This window comes from Nonomuraea sp. B19D2 (genome assembly GCF_040137845.1).
Classification (GTDB): Bacteria; Actinomycetota; Actinomycetes; order Streptosporangiales; family Streptosporangiaceae; genus Nonomuraea.
Map to the genome: position 1 here is coordinate 234,086 of NZ_JBEFAK010000006.1, position 19,138 is coordinate 253,223.

The 19,138-nt window shown below is 69.4% G+C and carries 22 protein-coding genes; 11 read left to right on the plus strand and 11 right to left on the minus strand.

The features are described 5' to 3' along the window. Window positions 1-56 precede the first annotated feature (56 nt). Together add and ABN273_RS14195 are read right to left on the minus strand one after the other, a co-directional pair. The gene (gene add, locus ABN273_RS14190; protein WP_349449213.1) at window positions 57-971 is read right to left on the minus strand and encodes an adenosine deaminase; all 915 of its coding nucleotides are present in this window, start codon (window positions 969-971) and stop codon (window positions 57-59) included. Continuing rightward, a complete protein-coding gene (locus ABN273_RS14195; protein ID WP_349449214.1) occupies window positions 968-1,912 on the minus strand; it encodes a nucleoside hydrolase in 945 nt (314 codons plus the stop codon). Before ABN273_RS14195 ends, add begins: the two co-directional genes overlap by 4 nt. Window positions 1,913-2,015: 103 nt before the next feature. On the opposite strand from ABN273_RS14195, the gene ABN273_RS14200 reads away from it, so the two are divergent. Then, window positions 2,016-2,990, plus strand: a complete 975-nt coding sequence (locus ABN273_RS14200; RefSeq protein WP_349449215.1) for a LacI family DNA-binding transcriptional regulator — start codon at window positions 2,016-2,018, stop codon at window positions 2,988-2,990. A gap of 61 nt (window positions 2,991-3,051) precedes the next feature. Here the strand turns inward: ABN273_RS14200 and tnpA are convergent, their stop codons facing one another. Continuing rightward, window positions 3,052-3,468 carry an IS200/IS605 family transposase gene (gene tnpA / locus ABN273_RS14205; RefSeq protein WP_349449216.1) on the minus strand — a complete coding sequence of 139 codons (417 nt, stop codon included), beginning with the start codon at window positions 3,466-3,468 and terminating at the stop codon, window positions 3,052-3,054. 65 nt (window positions 3,469-3,533) lie between these two features. Here tnpA and ABN273_RS14210 point away from each other — a divergent pair, with 65 nt between their 5' ends. Continuing rightward, window positions 3,534-3,761 carry a helix-turn-helix domain-containing protein gene (locus ABN273_RS14210; protein WP_349449217.1) on the plus strand — a complete coding sequence of 76 codons (228 nt, stop codon included), beginning with the start codon at window positions 3,534-3,536 and terminating at the stop codon, window positions 3,759-3,761. Between the two features lie 43 nt (window positions 3,762-3,804). Here ABN273_RS14210 and ABN273_RS14215 read toward each other — a convergent pair whose 3' ends face one another. Then, window positions 3,805-5,043: an alpha/beta hydrolase family protein gene (locus ABN273_RS14215; protein ID WP_349449218.1), complete on the minus strand. Its 1,239-nt coding sequence runs from the start codon at window positions 5,041-5,043 to the stop codon at window positions 3,805-3,807. A 56-nt stretch (window positions 5,044-5,099) separates the two neighbouring features. On the opposite strand from ABN273_RS14215, the gene ABN273_RS14220 reads away from it, so the two are divergent. Continuing rightward, complete coding sequence (locus tag ABN273_RS14220; protein WP_349449219.1) at window positions 5,100-5,645, plus strand: helix-turn-helix domain-containing protein; 546 nt, start codon at window positions 5,100-5,102, stop codon at window positions 5,643-5,645. 30 nt (window positions 5,646-5,675) lie between these two features. Beyond that, window positions 5,676-6,074, plus strand: a complete 399-nt coding sequence (locus tag ABN273_RS14225; protein WP_349449220.1) for a pyridoxal-dependent decarboxylase — start codon at window positions 5,676-5,678, stop codon at window positions 6,072-6,074. 44 nt (window positions 6,075-6,118) lie between these two features. Here the strand turns inward: ABN273_RS14225 and ABN273_RS14230 are convergent, their stop codons facing one another. Next, window positions 6,119-6,976, minus strand: a complete 858-nt coding sequence (locus tag ABN273_RS14230) for a hypothetical protein (protein ID WP_349449221.1) — start codon at window positions 6,974-6,976, stop codon at window positions 6,119-6,121. Window positions 6,977-7,303: 327 nt separating this feature from the next. Here ABN273_RS14230 and ABN273_RS14235 point away from each other — a divergent pair, with 327 nt between their 5' ends. Continuing rightward, complete coding sequence (locus ABN273_RS14235) at window positions 7,304-8,251, plus strand: pectate lyase family protein (RefSeq protein WP_349449222.1); 948 nt, start codon at window positions 7,304-7,306, stop codon at window positions 8,249-8,251. Between the two features lie 123 nt (window positions 8,252-8,374). Here the strand turns inward: ABN273_RS14235 and ABN273_RS14240 are convergent, their stop codons facing one another. The 4 genes from ABN273_RS14240 to ABN273_RS14255 form a co-directional block, all read right to left on the minus strand. Beyond that, window positions 8,375-8,848 (minus strand): carboxymuconolactone decarboxylase family protein, encoded by a 474-nt coding sequence (locus ABN273_RS14240; RefSeq protein ID WP_349449223.1) that lies wholly within the window; start codon window positions 8,846-8,848, stop codon window positions 8,375-8,377. Window positions 8,849-9,007: 159 nt separating this feature from the next. After that, complete coding sequence (locus tag ABN273_RS14245) at window positions 9,008-9,235, minus strand: hypothetical protein (RefSeq protein ID WP_349449224.1); 228 nt, start codon at window positions 9,233-9,235, stop codon at window positions 9,008-9,010. Between the two features lie 137 nt (window positions 9,236-9,372). Beyond that, on the minus strand, window positions 9,373-9,837 hold the full coding sequence (locus tag ABN273_RS14250; RefSeq protein WP_349449225.1) for a sensor histidine kinase: 465 nt from the start codon (window positions 9,835-9,837) through the stop codon (window positions 9,373-9,375). 42 nt (window positions 9,838-9,879) lie between these two features. Beyond that, complete coding sequence (locus ABN273_RS14255) at window positions 9,880-10,380, minus strand: RICIN domain-containing protein (RefSeq protein WP_349449226.1); 501 nt, start codon at window positions 10,378-10,380, stop codon at window positions 9,880-9,882. Between the two features lie 214 nt (window positions 10,381-10,594). Here ABN273_RS14255 and ABN273_RS14260 point away from each other — a divergent pair, with 214 nt between their 5' ends. Both ABN273_RS14260 and ABN273_RS14265 read left to right on the plus strand, forming a co-directional pair. Next, entirely contained in the window at window positions 10,595-14,317 is a 3,723-nt protein-coding gene (locus tag ABN273_RS14260) for an nSTAND1 domain-containing NTPase (RefSeq protein WP_349449227.1), read from the plus strand. Window positions 14,318-14,485: 168 nt separating this feature from the next. Continuing rightward, a complete protein-coding gene (locus tag ABN273_RS14265) occupies window positions 14,486-14,986 on the plus strand; it encodes a hypothetical protein (protein WP_349449228.1) in 501 nt (166 codons plus the stop codon). An 85-nt stretch (window positions 14,987-15,071) separates the two neighbouring features. Here the strand turns inward: ABN273_RS14265 and ABN273_RS14270 are convergent, their stop codons facing one another. Both ABN273_RS14270 and ABN273_RS14275 read right to left on the minus strand, forming a co-directional pair. Further along, window positions 15,072-15,803 carry an rRNA methyltransferase gene (locus ABN273_RS14270; protein ID WP_349449229.1) on the minus strand — a complete coding sequence of 244 codons (732 nt, stop codon included), beginning with the start codon at window positions 15,801-15,803 and terminating at the stop codon, window positions 15,072-15,074. A 9-nt stretch (window positions 15,804-15,812) separates the two neighbouring features. Continuing rightward, window positions 15,813-16,637, minus strand: a complete 825-nt coding sequence (locus ABN273_RS14275; protein ID WP_349449230.1) for a TrmH family RNA methyltransferase — start codon at window positions 16,635-16,637, stop codon at window positions 15,813-15,815. Between the two features lie 154 nt (window positions 16,638-16,791). Here ABN273_RS14275 and ABN273_RS14280 point away from each other — a divergent pair, with 154 nt between their 5' ends. From ABN273_RS14280 to ABN273_RS14295, 4 genes are all read left to right on the plus strand, one after another. Further along, window positions 16,792-17,697, plus strand: coding sequence for a cytochrome P450 (locus ABN273_RS14280; RefSeq protein ID WP_349449231.1), 906 nt, complete (start codon window positions 16,792-16,794; stop codon window positions 17,695-17,697). Between the two features lie 150 nt (window positions 17,698-17,847). Continuing rightward, a complete protein-coding gene (locus tag ABN273_RS14285; protein ID WP_349449232.1) occupies window positions 17,848-18,333 on the plus strand; it encodes a phosphoheptose isomerase in 486 nt (161 codons plus the stop codon). After that, window positions 18,330-18,542 (plus strand): HypC/HybG/HupF family hydrogenase formation chaperone, encoded by a 213-nt coding sequence (locus ABN273_RS14290; protein ID WP_349449233.1) that lies wholly within the window; start codon window positions 18,330-18,332, stop codon window positions 18,540-18,542. Before ABN273_RS14285 ends, ABN273_RS14290 begins: the two co-directional genes overlap by 4 nt. Continuing rightward, window positions 18,539-19,138 (plus strand): D-sedoheptulose-7-phosphate isomerase, encoded by a 600-nt coding sequence (locus tag ABN273_RS14295; protein WP_349449234.1) that lies wholly within the window; start codon window positions 18,539-18,541, stop codon window positions 19,136-19,138. The genes ABN273_RS14290 and ABN273_RS14295 overlap by 4 nt, the downstream gene beginning before the upstream one ends.

A 19,138-nucleotide genomic window follows, 5' to 3' on the forward strand; every position in this document is an offset into this window, starting at 1 on the left:
AAGCGGCATAGAGTGTTCGGGCTGGCAACAAGGGCTGTCAAGACGTGGTGAAAATTTCAGGCCGCGAAGGCCGCGGCGGCCGCGTGGGCCTGGGCGAGTTCCTCCTCCTCGGCCGTCCATCCGGCGAACTCACGGGTCAGCGTGGTCGCCGCGGTGGTGCGCGTGTCGGTGCTGATGGTGACGGGCAGCCCGGTGGCCAGCAGCCGGGTGGCGGGGTGTTCGGCCAGGCTGCGGACTGCGCCGGTCAGCACGTTGCTGGTAGGGCACATCTCCAGGGTGATCCGGTCACGCCACAGCCGCCCGAGCAGCGCGCTGTCGGTCGTGCACCGTACGCCGTGACCGATCCGGCGGGCGCCGAGGATGTCGATCGCCTCCCACATGCTCTCCGGGCCCGCCGCCTCGCCGGCGTGCACCGTACACGGGAGCCCTGCCGCGTGGGCGAGGTCGAAGGCGGCCCGGTGCGGCGCGGCGGCGTGCAGCCACTCGTCGCCGGCCAGGTCGAGCCCGGCCACCTGGTCGCGGTGGCGCAGCGCCGTCTCGGCGACGGAGAGGCTCTCCTGCGGCGTCTGGTGCCGCAGGCAGCACAGCAGCAGCCCGGTACGCACTCCGGTGGCCGCCCGCCCGGCCGCCAGCCCCTCGGCGACGGCCTCGACCGCCTCGTCCTGCGACATGCCGTGCCGGCCGTGCAGCTGTGGCGCGAAGCGCACCTCGCCGTAGACCACGCCGTCGGCCTGCCAGTCCTCGACCAGCTCGCGGGCGGCCCTGCTCAACGCGTCGGGGGTCTGCAGCACCTGGAGGGGCACGTCGATGTAGGTGAGGAACCTGCCCAGGTTGCCGCAGCCGGCGGGCGCCGTGACCAGCCGCTCGACGGGGCCGTCCAGGGTGATGCCCTGGCGGCGGGCCAGGTCGGCGACGGTGCCGGGGCGTACCGATCCGTCGAGGTGGCAGTGCAGCTCGTATCGCGGGATCATCGATGTCCTTTCTGGGCGCAGGTGTCGAAGAGCAACTGCTTGAAGCCCTGCTCGTTGACCCGCCGGACCAGCGTCACGTTCGGGGCGGGAGCGGAGCGGCGGCGGTCGATGATCAGCTGGCCACGGGTGTCCGCCCCGAGGGAGACGCCCACGTACGCCTGCTCCTGCTCGACGACCAGCTCGGGCCGGAGCGCCACGGCCATCGCGACGGGGTCGGGGAGGTCGTATCCGGCCAGGCCGGTGACGACTCGGGCCCACTCGGCGAGCGTGCGGTTGACGCGATGGGCGAAGGTCGCCATGGGGGTGCCGAGCTGCTCCAGCCAGAGCTGGTCGGCGGGTGTCATGACGGCGTCCTTACGGGAGACGTCCCAGCCGATCCAGGTCACCTGCTCCGGCGTGGCCGACTCCAGCACCACCCGGGCGGCCTCGGGGTCGGCCCACACGTTGAACTCGGCGGTGGCCGAGATGTTGCCGCGCATGTCGGCGGCGCCGGCCATGCAGTACACGTGCCGGTACCGGCCGAGCAGCTTGCGGTCGCGGAGCAGGGCGACGGCGACGTTGGTGAGCGGGCCGAGGGTGACCAGCGTCAGCTCGCCCGGGTGCCGGCGCGGGTGGTCCAGGAGGACGTCGACCGCGTGCTCAGGCTGGGCGTCGCGAACGGGCGCCGGCAGGCTGATGTCGCCCATCCCGTCATGGCCGTGCACATGCTGGGCGGTGGACAACATGCGGGTCATCGGGCGTTCGCAGCCGAGATGGATGGGAATGTCGGCGCGCCCGGCCATCTGCAGGGAGATGAGCGCGTTACGGGTCCCCGTCGCCAGGGGCACGTTGCCCGCCACCGTGGTCACGGCGCGGACGTCGCCCAGACCGCTGGCGGCGGCCAGCAGCAGCGCCACGGCGTCGTCGGAACCGGTGTCGGTGTCCACGATCAAAGGCAGCACGGCACCCTCTATCTAATCGTTTAGAACGTCGAGAGCGCTATCTAATCGATTAGATGCGAGAATGTAAACCGCTATGACGAAACGCGCGAGCACTCTGGCTGACGTGGCCCGCAGAGCGGGGACCTCGACGGCGGTGGTCAGCTATGTGATGAACAACGGCCCCCGTCCCGTGGCCGCCGCCACTCGCGAACGCGTGCTGGCCGCGGCGGCCGAGCTCGGCTACCGCCCCAACCGCATCGCCCGCGCGCTGCGCTCCCGCACCACGGGGGTGGTGGGCCTGGTGCTGGCCGACGCGTCCAACCCGTACTTCGGCGCCCTGGCCAGGTTCGTCGAGCAGGCGCTCGAGTGGCGCGAGCGGCTCACGCTGGTGGGCAACGCGGGGTTCTCGGCGGAGCGACAGCGGCATCTCGTCGAACGTTTCCTGGCCGCCCAGGTCGACGGGCTGGTGATCGTCTCACCGGACACCGCCGGCGACGCGGCGGCGCCGGCCGAGGCGGCAGGCGTGCCCGCCGTGTACGTCCACAACGGCCCCGCGGGCGGGCGCGCCCCAGTGGTGGCGGCCGACAACGAGGGGGCCGTGCGGGCGGCGGTCGCGCACCTGCGTGAGCACGGGCACCGGAGCATCGCCTTCCTGGCGGGCCCGCACGACGACGGGCCCGTGGGGGTGCGGCGGGAGGCCTGGGACGCGGCCGTCGCCGGGGACCCCGCCCCCGTGCTCCTGCGCTGCTCCTACTCGCGTGCCGCGGCGGACGCCCTGACCCGCCGTCTCGTCTCGGAGGGCGCCATGCCGCGCGCCTTGATCGCGGCCACCGACGAGCAGGCCATCGGCGTCCTGTCCGGTGCCTGGGCCTGCGGCCTTCCCGTCCCCGACCGGCTCGCCCTGATCAGTCTCGACGGGACCCCGGAGAGCGCCTACACCGCCCCCGCGCTGACGGTCACCGAGCAGCCGCTCCTGGCCATGGCCGAACGCGCCGTGGACCTGCTGCTCTCCCCAGGCACGCCCGCCGAGCCACCGGCCAGGGTCGAGGCCGGGGTGGCGGCCCTTGTCCCGAGGCGCAGCTGCGGCTGCGGGGGTTGACTCGAGAGCCACAGGAGGGCGTGGCCTGGAGCGCGTAGCGCGACCCAGAACCTGAAAGTGGTTAGGCGGGTCGGCGCTGCTGTTCGATGTACTGCTTGATGATGTCGAGGGGTGCGCCGCCGCAGGAGGCGGCGAAGTATGAGGGCGACCAGAAGTGGCCGCGCATGGTGGCGGGGTTGACGCGGCCGGGGAATTCGCGGCGCAGGTAGTACGAGGACACGCCTTTGAGGCTGTTGACCAGTTTGGAGACGGCCATCTTGGGCGGGTAGTGCACCAGCAGGTGGACGTGGTCGTGTTCGCCGTTGAACTCGCGGAGCTCGGCCTCGAAGCTGTCGCACACCTCGACCATGATTTCCTCGCAGCGACGCAGCATCGCGTCGTCGAAGACGTTCCTGCGGTATTTAGTGACGAAGACCAGATGGACGTGCATCGCTGAAACTACGTGTCTGCCACGTCGGTATTCCGCTTCCTGACTCATAGATCGGACGATAATGTGTTCGAGTCGCTGTGAGCGGAGGGACCGCTGGGGGAGGTGTTTCGCACGTGTTGGCGGGGCGCAGGTACCGGCTGGAGTTCGACTTCGGCCAGGTTCTGATCGCCGAGAAGGTGGCAGGGATCTGCCGCAGCGTGTGGAACACAGCACTGGAACAGCGCCGGGAGTACCGGCGGCGCGGCGCGTTCATCGGCTACGCGCAACAGTGCGCCCAGCTGGCCGAGGCCAAGCAGGACGGCTCAGGAGGCGCCTCACCGACGGCGAGTGGGAGGACGTGAAGGCCGGCCTCCCAAGGACCTGGCCGCGGCCCTGCCCTGGTCTCTAGGGGGCGATCCACTCCGCGATGTCCGCGACGACGGCCGGGTCGACGTGCTGGGCAGGCTCGTACTCCGCCGGGCCGGAGGGACCCGCGCCGGGGAAGAACAGGTGGTTGTCGGCTTCGTAGACGCGGAACGTGACGTCGGACCGGTGCGCGAGCCCCGCCTTCCACCGCGCGAGATCGTCCTCGACGGTCACCTGGTAGTCGCGGGCGCCCTGGAGTATCAGCATCGGCCTGTCCAGCGCGGCCGCGGTCGCGACGGGGTCGTAGCCACGCATGTCCAGCCAGTACGAGCCGGAGAAGCCGAACGGCAACTCCGTCGAGGGCGTGACGGGTGACAGGTCGGGACCGGCGACCACGGCGGCCTGACGTTCGATGGTCTCGAGGGCCGCCTTGGCAGCGGGGTCCAGCGCGGCGAGGTAGCGGACCACGCGGACGGCGGCCTGGTGCATCGGCTGGGCGTCACCGGCCAGGATCACCAGACCGGCCACGGACGGCTCGGCGGCCGCGACCCGCGGGGCCGCCTTGCCGCCCATGCTGTGGCCGAGGACGAAGACCCGCGCCGCGTCCACGTCCGGCCGGCGCTGGAGCAGGTGGACGGCGGCCACCGTGTGCGGGACGTACTCGTCGGCCATCGTGAAGTCGTCCGCCATGGCATGGACGTGGGTCACCTTGTCGTACCGCAGCACTGCCACACCTCGGCTGGCCAGCCCCCAGGCCAGGTCCTTGAGCGGCTTGTTCGCCCCGCTGGTGGCGTCCCGGTCGAACGGTCCGCCGCCGCTGAGCAGCACCACGCCGGGCCGCGGGCCGCCGCCGCGCGGCAGGCCCAACGTCCCCGGCACGGCCAGCGGGCCGGCGCCGACGGTGACCTCGTACTCGTCGAACGTCTCCGGACGGGCGTAAGACGGCGGCGCCCACTCCGCGATGTCCGCGGGCGCGAACCGCAGCCCGTTCAGCAGGCCGGTGTCGTCAACCGACATGACGACCGTGAAACCCCCGTGCTCGCACGTCACCGGGACACTCACCCGGACCAGCCCCGCCTGGATCGGCTCGCTCACCGGCTCGCCGACAGCGGAGACAGGCCCTTTCACGCTGGTCTCGGCGGCCCAGGCGGCCCGCAGCGCCTCAGCGGACACCTGTGCCCGCAGCGGCGCCGCGAACAGGCCCTCGATTTCCGTGAAGCGCCCGTCGCGCGCCATCTCGACCACCGTCGTGGCGGCCACCGCCGGATCCGTCGCCATCCCACATACCTTTCTCGATTTTTGAGAAAGGTAGCACATCATGAGATCGTTGGAACATGGACCCGTTGGAGCTTCTGGGGCATCCCGTACGGTTGCGCATCGTGCACGCGATGCGCGGCGGCCGGATGCTGACCACCTCCGAGCTGTGCGCTCGCCTCCCTGACGTCTCGAAGGCCACCGTCTACCGGCACATCGAGCTGCTGGCCGGCGGGGGGATCCTGGAGGTGGCCGAGGAGCGGCGGGTGCGTGGCGCGGTGGAGCGCCTCTACCGGCTGCACCAGGACCGGGCCACGATCGACGCCGGCAGCGCCGAGTCGATGACGACCGAGGATCACCGGCGCGGGTTCGCCGTGGCGATGGCCGCCCTGCTCGCCGAGTTCAACGCCTATCTGGACAAGGAGCAGGCGGACCCGGCGGCGGACCTCGTCGGATACCGCCAGCACGCCGTCTGGCTCAGCCGGGACGAGCTCCTTGAGCTGATCGCTCAGATGCGCCGCGCGATCCTGCCCGTCCTGGACAATCCTCCCGCGCCAGGGCGCACGCAATACCTGATCAGCCCGATCCAGTTCCCGATCGAGCAGCCGTCTGCCGATCCCGGTTGAGCCCCTGACCTGGTCCGGTGACGACGCCCGATGGACGATCTGCCCGACTTCGGGCACCTCGGGGTGGAGCTGACCCGGGAGTTCCGCGGGCTGCGCCTGTGGCTGCCCCTGCACCTGCACGGCGTACGGGCCTTCGAACGGGAGCTGGACGAGAAACTCGACCTCGCTGCGTACCTCCACCGCCACCTCGCCGACGACCCGCGCTTCGAGGTGCCGTGGCAGCCGGACCTGACGGTGGTGCTCTTCCGGCTCCGCGGCACGGACGAGGACAACCGGCGGTTCCTGGCCGAGATCAACTCCAGCCGGCGCGTGTACCTGAGCAGCACCACCCTCGACGGCAGGTTCTTCCTGCGCCTGTGCGTGCTCAGCTTCCGCACCCACGCGGACCGCGTCGAGGAGGCCCTCGGAATCATCCGCTCAGCGGGCTGACCGGGACCCCGGTCAGGGGTGAGAGAGGTCGGGAACCACGCGGGTCAGTGCTTGATGGGCATGTCCCTGCGGGCCTGGGCCAGGTCCTTGGCCCAGATCCACAACCGGTGCGGCGGCGGGACCTCGTGGTATCCGTACAGGCCGACCTCGGTCAGGGTACGCAGGTCCACGCACACGCGCTGGTAGGCATCCTTGATCGCGTCCGCGGGGTCCTCCAGGCGCTGGGCGCCGAGCTTGACGCAGGCGCGGTACTCGTAACCCAGCAGCAGGTCCGGGCCGAAGTGCCCCCAGGCGCCGCGCTGCTCGCGCCATGCCACCTCTGCCTCGTTGAGCAGCAGGTTGAGGTCGAAGACGGGCGGGATGGACGGGTAGATCACGAAGGTGGCGGCCCAGCCGAGCGCCACCATGTCGAGGTTGAACGTACGCCGCTGGGGATCGCCGCGCGGCGGCAGTGGATCGGATGCGGCGCCTGAGAACCACGGCGCCGTGTAGGCCAGCAGGCGCCCGTTGCCCTCGACCAACTCGCCGGTGGCGACGACCGCCATCTTGCGCTGAGTTCCGTCCCGGCGGGTCAGCCGGGTCTTGACCATGGCCTTGTGCGCCTCGGCCGCCAGCTGGCCGGCGGTCTGGTGGTGCAGGGCGGCGTCGGGGGTGATGCGCGAGATGAGGTAGTCGCGCAGGTGCTGGGGGAGATCGTCGTACGTGCCGTCCTGCAGGCGGGCCTTGGTGCGTTCGAGCGCGGCTTGGGCGGTCGGCGGGTTGCCGCCGTAGTGGCTTTCCGGGGTGTCGATCGACACCATGCGGATCGACATCTCGATCTTCGGGGTGTCTCCGTCGGTCACCTCGACGAATTTGTAGTCGTTGGCGGGGCGGCTGGGTCCCACGAAGCGGAGATCGATCATGCTGGCGCTCCCATGACGGAGTAGACCTGGAGCACCAACATCGCAGCCGGGCAAGCTTCCGCGCCGACGGACACGCTTGTCCACACTGCCGGAGATCGTAAATTTCCGATTCGGCATCCCAACCGGTGCCCGACATGAAAGTTTCACCGAGAGAAAGCGGCGCTGTTAGCCGTTGGCCAGCGGCGATGCCTTTTGGGTTGGTGCGGCGCCCCTCTGTGGCATTGACGTGGGGAAAGCGCTTTCCTACCGTTACGGTCGTTCGCTCATGTGTGTGGCGTTCACAAGTGTGAACGGGAAACGACCTGCGAGCACGGGAGGAGTACAGAGATGCAACGCACCTCCAAACTGATCAGCGGCCTTACCGCCGCGATCACCGGGGTGGCCGGGCTGGCCATGACCGCGCAGCCGGCGTCGGCGGCCGACACCGCCCCGATCGGGTGGGCTACCCAAGGCGGCGGCACGACGGGCGGCGGCAGCGCAGGCACGACGACGGTGAACTCGTCCTCTGCCCTGTCCAGCGCGCTGTCATCCGGTTCCGCCGCGGTGATCAGGGTGTCGGGGACGATCTCCTGCTCCGGCATGCTCCGCGTGGCCTCGAACAAGACCGTCATCGGCAACTCCGGCGCGGTGATCTCCGGCTGCGGCTTCAACGTCTCCAACGCGTCCAACGTCATCATCCGCAACCTCACCTTCCGCAACTGGAACGACGACGGCATCAACGTCCAGTACTCCACGCGGGTGTGGATCGACCACAACTCCTTCAGCAACGGCTACGACGGGGCGCTGGACATCAAGCGCGCCAGTGACTACGTCACCGTCTCCTGGAACAGGTTCTCGAGCCACGACAAGACCATGCTGCTCGGGCACAGCGACAGCAACGGCGGCGAGGACCGCGGCCGGCTGAGGGTGACCTACCACCACAACTGGTTCGACGGCACCAACCAGCGCCACCCACGGGTACGCTTCGGCAACCCGGTGCACGTGTACAACAACTACTACGGCAACATCGGCGACTACGGTGTGGCGTCCACGTGCGAGGCGGGCGTCCTCGTCGAGGGCAACTACTTCGAGAACACAGAGGACCCGTTCCACCGGGGCGAGGGCAGCTCTCCCGCGGGCAACCTCGTCGCCCGCAACAACCACTTCGTGAACTCCGGCAGCGGCAGCACCGGCGGCAGTGTCGGCTCGATCCCGTACTCCTACAGCCTGGACACCCCGTCCAACGTCAAGTCGATCGTGACCGGCGGCGCGGGCGCGGGCCGCATCAGCATCTGACCTCACTCACCAGCGGCCTCCCCGGGTTTCCCGCCCGGGAGAGGCCGCTCTCATGTCGGCCCGCATGATCACGGCGACAAGGCAGGTCAGTGCGGCGGGATCCCGCCCGGGACCGACTGCCGTTCAGTTCGACAGGCTGGCGAACATGCCGGGCTCGTAGGAGCCCCCCTGGTTGCGTACGATCACGCCGAGCCGGTTGGCCGCGTTGATCATGGCGACAAGGTAGACAAGCGCGGCGATCTGATCGTCGTCGTAGTGCTTGCGCACCTGAGCCCAGGTCTCGTCGGACACCCCTTGGTGGGCGTCGGCGAGCCGGGTGCCCTCCTCGGCGAGGGCCAGCGCGGCCCGCTCGGCCTCGGTGAACACGGTGGTCTCGCGCCAGGCGGCGACCAGGTTGAGCCGGACCGCGCTTTCCCCGGCGGCCGTGGCGTCCTTGGAGTGGTAGTCGACGCAGAAGCCGCAGCCGTTGATCTGGCTGGCACGCAGCATCACCAGGTTCTGGGTGGGCTTGGGCAGCGTCGACTGCTCGATCGCCAGGCTGACGTTGTAGAACCGCTTGCCGAGCTTGGCGCCGAGTTCGTTGCTGTTCAGATTCATGCGGGGTTCCATGACTTCGTCCTCATTCGTGGAGTTGCCTGCCGCGCGGATCGTTCGCGCGGCGTCCGGACGAACATGAAGATGCCGGCGACCAGCTCCCTGTGACAGCGCGGTGATGTGACGTGTGCCACCGACCGTGGGTGTCACAAAGCGCCCGGGTCATTGCTGGCGAACAGTGCGTCGCCCGCTGCGCCACTTGGTGGCATACGGCAACACGAACAAGTACAGACCAGTGAACAGCTGCAAGACGAGCGGGGGCAGTGGCAGGTAGAACACCCAGACGGCAGGCTCCTCCTGCAGCACGCTGACGATGCTGATGATTACGGTCACCGTAAAGGCAACGGACAGCCAGCGGTGGATCCGCCGAACCCACTTGTTCCAGTTCATCGGAGACCTCCTCTGCGGACGAACACCCCCAGGCCCGTCACGTTAGGTACGGCTTCCGGTCGGCGCTTCTCGATTCCTGATCGATCTGGTCATGTGGGCCTCCCGGCGTGAAGATGCCGGCGGCACCTTGAAGATGGCTAGCTCGGGGATGGAGACGTCTTTCCCAGGGGAACGGCGGCGCTTATCGTGGTGCCTTCTCCTCGTACGCCATTGACGGTGAGGCGGCCGCCCAGTCCGGCGAATTCGGCCCGCCGGCTGCGTAGACGGGCCTCCAGCACCTCCGCCGACATCCCGGAGTCGTCATGGCTGACGGTCAAGCGCAGCCCGCTGGGGGCCACGGTGAGGGCGATGGCGACGGTACGGGTCGATGCCTGCCGTTCCACCTCCTGCAGGACATCACGGATGGTGCCATGGACGATCTCGGTGATCACGGTGGGAAGCGGTTGTTTAGGCAGAGCCCATATCTCCACCGTGATCCCGGTCTGCAGCGACCATTCCGCCAAGTAGTCCGCCAGGGCCTGTGAGGCTGTGCGGCTGCCTGATTCGAGTTCCCCGTGTGAGCTGTTGGCCATCTGTTTCTTCCCTTGCTCGTCACCGGTCAAGTGCGCCCTAGGGGGCCGTACGGAGGAGCTGCGCGGAAACGGTCATCGCTGGAGCCATGCCTGCTCGGAGGTGATCTTGCAAGGCCACTGGATCGCCTTCTTACCCTTGCGCTTCTCGCCGCTCCCGATGGCGAGGCACATCTCGGTGGCCCGGTTCTGGAACCGCTGCAGCTTCCTCTCGTTGTAGATCCACTCCTGCGCCAGTCCGCCGTCCGTGCAGGGCCACTGGATCGCGACCTTGCCCTTCTTCTTCACACCGCGCCCGATGGCCAGGCACAGCCCGGTCTTGGCGTTCATGAGCCGGTGGTCGGGCTGGAGGATCCAGCGCTGGGCCTTGCTTCCGTTACAGGGCCACTGGATCACCGGCTTGGCCGCCTTCACCTCTCCCCGGCCCACGGCCAGACACATGCCGGTCGCGCCGTTGACGTACGCCCGGCCAGGCCCGGCGGCGGCCACAGTGGCTTGTGCGGAGGCGGTGGGCGTCAGGGAGAGCAGGGTCAGGGCGGTCATGACCACGGCGGCGCTCTTGGAACTCGTACGCATGGATGTCCTTTCTCGGGCGGAACGGGTCGCGCGTGCGTGCGCCGGCTCACGGCGGTTCCCAGCCGCGAGCGGTCTCGTGACCGCTTGCCCGCCGAAGCCTGTGGCACCAGGATCGTGGCGACAAGATTGTTCGGCACCCCTGATCAGGCAGGCAAACAATGCTTTTCTCGACGAATGGCCCCTCTCCTGCAGAGAAGGGACTCACGTAACGGTGGTGGGCCGTCGCGAAAGTCCGGTGGACCCGGCAGCGGGGCCGGTTCAACGCTTTGCCTCCGAGTTACGCAAGCTGCGCCAGGAAGCGGGCGGCCTCACCTACCGGGCCATGGCCAAGCGCGCGGGCTATTCGGTCACCACGCTGTCGCAGGCGGCGGCAGGTGAGCGGCTGGCTTCGCTGCCCGTCGTCCTGGCCTTCGTGGAAACATGCGGCGGAGACGTCTCCGAGTGGGAGCGCCGCTGGCAGCAGGTCGCTCATGAACTGGCCCGTGAGAGGGCGGACAATGACGGGGCCGCCGGGCCGTACCTGGGCCTGGCCCCGTACGACACCCATGATTCCGGTCGTTTCTTCGGGCGGGAGCGGCTCGTCGAGGAATTGCACGAGCTGCTTGGCCGGCATCGTTTCGCCGCGGTGTTCGGCCCTTCGGGCAGCGGTAAGTCGTCCCTGTTGCGTGCCGGGCTGGTGCCTGCGGAGCGTGGGGAGACGACACCCTCGGGCGAATCCTTGGGGCAGAGCCTGGTACTCACGCCGGGGGAGCACCCGATGCGGCACGCCGACCGGCTCCTTGCGGGCGAGGGCGACTCCGACGCGCTGATCGTGGTCGACCAGTTCGAGGAGGTTTTCACGCTCTGCCAGGACCAGCGCGAGCGTGGGCAGTTCATCGACCTGCTGCTCAGCGCGCGGCAAGAGCAGAGCCGGATGAAGGTGGTCATAGCGGTGCGCGCCGACTTCTACGGGCGATGCGCCGAGCACCGCGAGCTCACCGCAGCCCTGCGCGAGGCGAACCTGCTGGTGGGGCCGATGCAACCGGAAGAGCTCAGGGAAGCGATCGTCCGGCCGGCCATGGCCGAGGGCTTGACGGTGGAGCGGGCGCTGACGGCCGAGATCGTCGCCGACGTCGCCGACGAGCCGGGGGCGCTTCCCCTGATGTCGCACGCCCTGCGGGAGGTCTGGCGCCGCCGTACGGGCAAGATGCTGACCTTGGACGCCTACGAGAGCGTGGGCAGGGTTCAGGGGGCGATCAGTCATACCGCGGAGGCGCTCTATGCGGGCCTGTCGCCGGCACAGGCGAGGATCGCCCGGCGGATCCTGCTCAGGCTGATCCAGCCGGGTGAGCAGGCGCAGGACACCCGCCGTCCGGCCGCCCGGGCGGAGCTGGACCCGTACGGGGATGCGGACACCGCGCTGGTCATCGAGCAGTTGGCCGGGGCCAGGCTGCTCACGCTGCATCAGGACACCGTGGAGCTCGCGCACGAGGCCTTGATCGAGTCGTGGCCGCGACTGCGTGGATGGGTGGACGAAGGACGCGATCGCCTGCGCGCGCATCGGCAGTTGACCGAGGCGGCCGAAACGTGGGAGGCGCACGGCCGGGACTCTGGGCTGCTCTACCGGGGCACCCGCCTGGCCGTCGCCGACAAGCTGTTCATCGAGCCGTCGAACCGCGACGACCTCACGCCCCTGGAACGGAACTTCGTTCAGGCGAGCTCGGCACTGGCCCGGCGCACCTCCCGCAGGCGGGTCGCCGTCTCGGCCGCTCTGGTGATCCTGCTGGTCGCCTCCATGGTCGCGGCGGGAGTCGCCGTCCGGCAGGCCGGCCTGGCCGACGATCGGCTGGAGGAGGCGACGGCCCAGCTGGCCGCCCGGCGCGCGGATGCCCTGCGGTTGAGCGATCCGAAGCTGGCGCGCCGATTGAGCGCCGCGGCCTGGCGGATCGCCCAGGTCCCCGAGGCCAGGAGCGAGCTGATCAACTCGATGGCGCTCCCCTTGGTCGACGTCGTCACCGCCCCCTACGACACCACGGACCTGGTGCATGGGCTCAGCGTGGACGGCACCAAACTGGCCGTCTACACACCCGCCACCGCGGGCCAGCCGGCCGCCCTGCGCGTGCTTGACCTGGCCACGAAGAAGGAGATCGCGAGCGCGACATGGAGGGGACAACAGATCTTCAAACTGGTGTGGAGTCCTGACGGCCGCACGGTGGCGGTGGGCGACGGTGGCGGCACACGGTTGTGGGCCGTCGACGGCGCACGCCTGACGGATCTCGGCGTGGCATTCCCCCAGCTCGTTCCTACGGAGTTCAGTCCGGACGGGCGCTTCCTCATCTTGGTCCGCGATGAGACGAACATGAACGAAGTCTGGAGTGTCGCGGACGGGACACGCGTGCTCAAAGAGCCGGTCAGTGCCATCAGCCCGGACGGCCGGCTGGCCCTGGTCATCCCAGTGGAAGCCGATGAATCGACGACCACCGTGCTGTCCCTCGGCATTGGAGCGAGCTGGAGACGGCGAGTGGAGCTGTGGGACCTCGAGAAGCGCAAGCCACTCCAGGCCCCCTGGCTACCGAAAACTGCCATAGAAGGCGTGTTCACTCCAGACGGCAGGCGCCTGGCCGTCTCCACCAAGGACGGCATCCGGCTGTGGGAAATCTCCTCGGGCAAGGAGGTCCTACGCCCGCTGCTTCCGCCTTCAGAACGCGTGGAGTTCAGCCCCGACGGCCGGTTCCTGGCCGGGACGCGGGATGGGGGGTGGGTGACTCTGTGGCGGGTAGACGACGGCACACTGCTGATGAGTTCCCCACTTTCCTCCGAGCTTTGGGCACCCGGTCCTCGTATCTCGCCGGACGCCCGGGTTCTCCGGGTGATCGGCGACTTCGGCACGGTGAACGTCCTGGACATCTCCCCCTACACTCGCCCCGAGGTGCTCGCTCCGGGAGGCGGCGAGCGGCTGTTCAGTCCTGACGGCCGCTTCCTGGTGGTGTCGAACTACCGAAAAGGCAGGCATGAGGTGGGCATCTGGGATGTAGCCGCGCGGAAACTCGTGAGCGGCCTGCTGCCCGTCGACGATCTCCCGGAAGACGACCTTTCGGAGACGCCGTACTCCCCGGTGTTCAGCCCCGATGGGCGCACGCTTGCGCTCACCCACCCCGCCTCCCCCGTGGTGACCCTGTGGGACGCCACGAACGGCCGCAACATCGGCGCATTCCGCGTCCAGAGCCAGGGAGCCACCGGAGTCATGTACTTGACCTTCTCGCCCGACGGCAGAACCGTTGCGTTCGTCCCGCTCGCGCTCAGCCCGAACCCAGATGACAAAGAGGCGATTTCCGACCTGGAGCTGTGGGACGTGCGAGCCCGGAGATGGATCCGGACCGTCTCCGGCGCGGGATCCGGGATTTTGATCTTCGAGCCGGACGGGCGCCGGTTGTTCGTGGACGTATCTGCGCAGGGACGAATCCTGGTCGATACAGCCACTGGAGAGATAAGTCGGCACCCAACCGATGCCCGCGCCGAAGGAGAGATCCTCTTCATCGAGAACAGGGCCGCGGTCGGCGACGTCGACGGGCGTTTGACGTTCTGGGACAGGGAGTTGCGCAGGCAACTGGCCCCGCCGCAGATCGCGCACACGGCATCGATCAACGCTCTTGTCCCTTACCCGCAGGGCGGGCTACTCGCCACCGTCGCCGGCGAAGGCGAGCTAGGCATCCAGCTATGGGACTGGCGGGGATATCAGCGGATCGCCGCACCGATCAGCTTCAACGCCCAGTCCGCGCCGGCCGTGGCATTCAACCGGACCGCTCTCCTCGTCTCATCCGCCGACGGCGCATTGCGCGAGATCACCGTCGATCCCGGCACCGCCATCGCCGTGATCTGCCAGCGGGACGGCGGCCTGTCCCCGGCCGAGTGGCAGGAACACATCCCAGAGCTGGCCTACCAGAAGACCTGCCACTGATGGCACCTCGACACCGCCGCGCGCCTCGTTCTGCCCGCCTATCCCGGCTATGCCTTGAGGCAGATGCGGGAATCAGCGTCGCGGCAGATGTGCGCGAGGGCTCCTGACCGAACACTGGAAGGAGCTGGACTGTCCCGTTTCCAGGGCGACGAACTGAGAGGAAGCACGATGAGACATCTTCGCACCACTATGGTCGCCGGCGCACTCGCCACGGGCCTTCTCGCCCCCACGGCGGCCTACGCTGTCGGCTCCGAGCCCACGCCCACGCCGGTCTCCGACGCCCCGGATTCTTCCCTGCCCGAGGTGGAGGGTCCCCTGGGGACTGACTCAGGCGAAGTATCAGCTCAGGCCCGCTGGAAAACCATCTGGTACGCCAACGGAAAGACCAACAAGGTGACCAGCGGGACCCGGTGGGACAGGACCAAGGTCCTGCAGATCGTCGTCCGATGCTGGAACGGCGGCGACGGCACGCGGGCAAAAGCGAAGTTCCAGTTCAACCGCCACGGCTTCTGGCTAACCGCGGGCGGGAGCACCAGCGGCCTCTGCGTCGGCGGAAAGATGTACCACCGAGTCAGGGTCAAGAACGGGCGGCCAGGCAAGTTCCGTGCCGTCGTTGAACTCAGCCCCAAGGCCCACACGGTCACCGTGTGGGTGCAGAAGTACGCCTGATCCAGGCCGCTCAGACCCGCTCCTCGCGGCGGGCGAGAAGTTCGTCGAGGTGTGTGCGGCCAGGGATAGGACCAACACCGGCCCGTCAGGTTCGGGGACCGAACAGGGCCACGGCCCTGGTGCCGATCTTGAACGAGGCGCTGGGGCGGGGGCCGTCATCCAGCGGCACCTTGCGGCCGCGGACCGCGACCGCGATCACGGCGTCGTCGGCGAGCACCGTTTCCAGGGCCCGCAGCATGCCGGCGATCCCGGCCGTGCCGTGGGGTCCACGCCAGGCGGTCTGTTCGCCGTAGGGGACATCGGTGATCACCAGACCGGGGCGGCGACCATCGAGCGCCCGGCGCAGCTGGTCGGGATCGAACACATCGGCCTGGTCCGCTGCATGCGGGACATCACCGTCCTGGGTCGCCAGCCTGCGTGCAAGCCGCCGGGCCGCCTGGGCCGCCGCGGCGTAGGAGGGCTTGTCCCAGCGTTCGGCCCGCTCCTGCAGCTCGGCGGACCGGGCGGCCAGGCCGTCCCCGCTCAGCAGGCCGAGGTTCTGTCGCGTCAGCTGCAGCGCCGCAGGATCGAGGTCGGTACCCAGCACCCTGGTGATCTGGGGGCGGTGCAGGAAAGCCAGCACGGTCAGCAGGTAACCGCTGCCGCAGCACGGATCCCACACCATGGCGGGGCGGCCTTCCCGCAGCGCCAGAGCGCGCTGGAACATCTCGCTGGCCAACCGCACCGGGAAGGCGGGAAACCCCGGAGCCGAATACAGCACTCCGCCGCTGGCCAGATCCTCCTGGTTCTCCCGGGTAAGGGCATAGCGGTAGACCACCGGCTCCCCTTAAGGTCGGCTGCCGCGCTGACGGGTGGCCTCGTACAGGGCCACCGTGGCGGCGCTGGCGGCATTCAGCGAACTGGCCGCACCACCGATCGGGATCCGCGCCGTCGTGTCGCAGTCCTCCCGCCAGCCCGCGCTCAGCCCGGACGTCTCGTTCCCGATCACCAGCAACGTCGGGCCGGTCAGGTCCACCTCGGCGAAATCAGCGGTGCCGTTCTCGTCGGCGCCGACCACGGTCAGCGGGCGGCCTGCCGGGCGCCACTGCTGCGCCCACGCCAGCACCTCCCGGTGCGAACGCACCCGGACCACCGGCACCGCCATCAGCGATCCGGTGGAGGCACGCACCGCCTTGGGATCGTACGGATCGGCGGCATGCCCGGTGATGATCAGGCCGGCACCACCGAACGCATCCACCGATCGCACCATCGTGCCGATGTTGCCCGGCCCCGACGGCCGGTCGAACACCACCCCAAGAAACGACGGCCCCACCGGAATCCGTGACAGGTCGTCGGCGGGCAACTCGACCACCGCCACCAGCTCGGGAACCTCCTGCTCCTTGCCGCTCAGCTGGTGCAACAGATCAGCGGCCATGGCCACCCGCTCGCCCCCGGCCCGCTCCAGCATCCCGGCCGCCCACCGCGACAGCGGCCGCTCGGCGTCGTAGATCAGCGCCCGCACCGGCCAGCCCCGCTCCACCGCCAGGCTGATCGGCCGGACCCCCTGCACCAGAAATTCCCCCGCCCGCTGCCGCTTGTTCTGGTTCCGCAGCAGCGCCTCCCACTGTTGGAACCGCGCATTGGGCCGCGAAATCCGCAGTACGCCCCCCACAAACACTCCAGACGCCCATCTCGCACCAGAAAGCGATCTAGTCTCCCACACGCCGATACCGGCACAGTGTCCCGCCGGGACTATCGCAGGGCAGGCAAGTCCGTGGGAAATCTCGCGCGGGACGGCTCGCCACGTCCTCACCGAGGGGCGCCGCATGGTGCAGGCGGCGTTCACCGTCAGGCGGGTGGAGTCCATGCGCCCGGCCGTGCAGAAGATCGTGGACGACATGATCGACGGCATGCTGGCCGGGCCGAAGCCGGTGGACCTGGTCGAGGCGTTCGCGCTGCCGGTGCCCTCGCTGGTGATCTGCGAGCTGCTCGGCGTGCCGTACGCCGACCACGACTTCTTCCAGGACAACAGCAAGACCATCATCAAGCGCACCGCGACACCCGAGGAGCGGGCCGCCGCCGGTGGGCGGCTGGCCCAGTACCTGGACGGCCTGGTGGGCAGGAAACTCGCCGAGCCGGCCGACGACCTGCTGTCGAGAGTGGCCGATCGGGTCAGGTCCGGCGATCTGACCCGGCAGGAGGCCGCCCAGATGGGCGTGCTCCTGCTGATCGCCGGGCACGAGACCACCGCGAACATGATCGCGCTCGGCACGCTCGCCCTGCTGCGGAATCCCGGCCAGCTGGCCATGCTGCGCGAGAGCGACGACCCCAAGCTCATCGCGGGGGCGGTGGAGGAACTGCTGCGCTACCTCAACATCACCCACAACGGGCGCCGCCGCGTCGCGCTGGAGGACATCGAGATCGCCGGCCAGACCATCCGGGCGGGCGAGGGGATCATCCTGGCCAACGACATCGGCAACCGCGACCCCGCGGCCTTCCCCGGAAACCCGGACGAGCTGGACATCCGCCGCGACGCCCGCCGCCACGTGGCCTTCGGCTTCGGCGTGCACCAGTGTCTCGGCCAGCCCCTGGCCCGCCTGGAGTTGCAGGTCGCCTACAGCACCCTCAACCGGCGCATCCCCGCCCTGAGCCTGGCGACCGACCTGGACCAGATCCCGTTCAAGCACGACGGCGCGGTCTACGGCGTCTACGAGCTTCCCGTCACCTGGTGAAGCCCGGCCCGGTGCCGGGCACCGTGGGTGAGAACCGCGTCGACGGGGTGAATCTTGCCGGGACCTTGCCGAATCGGTGGCGGCGAAATCCCCATCATCTGGGCCGGCCCACGGTGGAATGGGCGATGTCGTGCATCCGAGGAAGACGGGATGTCGAAAGTGCTCGACCGGGTCCGTGACGTCGCGGGTATGGCGCTGGTGGAAGACGTCGGCGCCGTCATCGAGGCCGCCTGCGACATGTCCGGGCGGTTCGGGCGAGGAGGCCGGCTGCTGGCGTTCGGCCGGGCAGCGGCGGCCGCGGACGCGGCGCACGTGGCGGTGGAGTTCACCCACCCCGTGATCGTGGGCAAACGCGCGCTGCCCGCGCTCTGCCTGGGCGCCGATCCTTCCCTGCTGCCGGTGCTGGGACGGCCCCAGGACATCGCCGTCGGGATCCGGCCCGCCGCCGGCGATTTCGCCGCCGCTCGCGAGCTCGGCATGCTGACCATCGCCCTGACGGCGAACGAGGCGTGCGCGCAAGCCGATCACGTGCTGCCGGCGCGGAGCGAGGATCCGCTGGTCGCGCGGGAGATCCACATCACGATGTACCACCTGCTGTGGGAGCTGGTCCATGTGTTCCAGGAGGCCGCCGCGTGACCGGGGACGAATGTGACTCCTGCGTGACGTGCGGCGATGTCGCCGTACAGGTGCGGGTCGTCGGCCTGCTGCCCGCGGGGCTGGCACGGGCCGACACCGGCGCCGGGACGGAGGAGATCAGCGTGGCGCTGGTGGACGCCCAGGTCGGCGATGTCGTGCTGGTGCACGCGGGGGAGGCGATCGCCGTGATCGGAAGGGACGGGCAATGACGGAGACGCTCTATCCGTTCCTGCGGCGCGACCCGCTGGACCTGGCGGTGTCCACCGCCGAGAAGGCCCTGGAGAGCCTGGAGTTGCGGCGGCGGGTGCTCGACGAGATGGAGGCGCCGCTGGTCGCGTGCGCCGCGGCGGTGGCCGCCGCATTCCGCGGCGGCGGGCGGCTGTTCACGTTCGGCAACGGCGGCAGCAGCACGGACGCCCAGTCGGTGGCGGCGCTGTTCACCGGCCGTGGGCTGCCCGCGGTGTCGCTGGCCTGCGACTCGGCGCTTGTCACGGCACTCGGCAACGACATCGGCTTCGAGGTGGTGTTCGCGCGCCAGCTCGCCGCGCTCGGCGGCGAGGGCGACATCGCCTGCGCCCTGTCCACCAGCGGCGGTTCGGCGAACGTGCTGCACGGGCTGGCCCAGGCCCAGAGCCAGGGGATGGTGACGATCGGCTTCGCCGGCTCAGGAGGCGGGCGTATGGCGGAGGAGCGGCTGGCCGAGCACCTGTTCGTCATCCCGTCGTCGTCGGTGCACCGCATCCAGGAGGCGCAGGCGACGCTCTACCACGTGCTGGCCGAGCTGGTCTCAGCACATGCGGGGTAA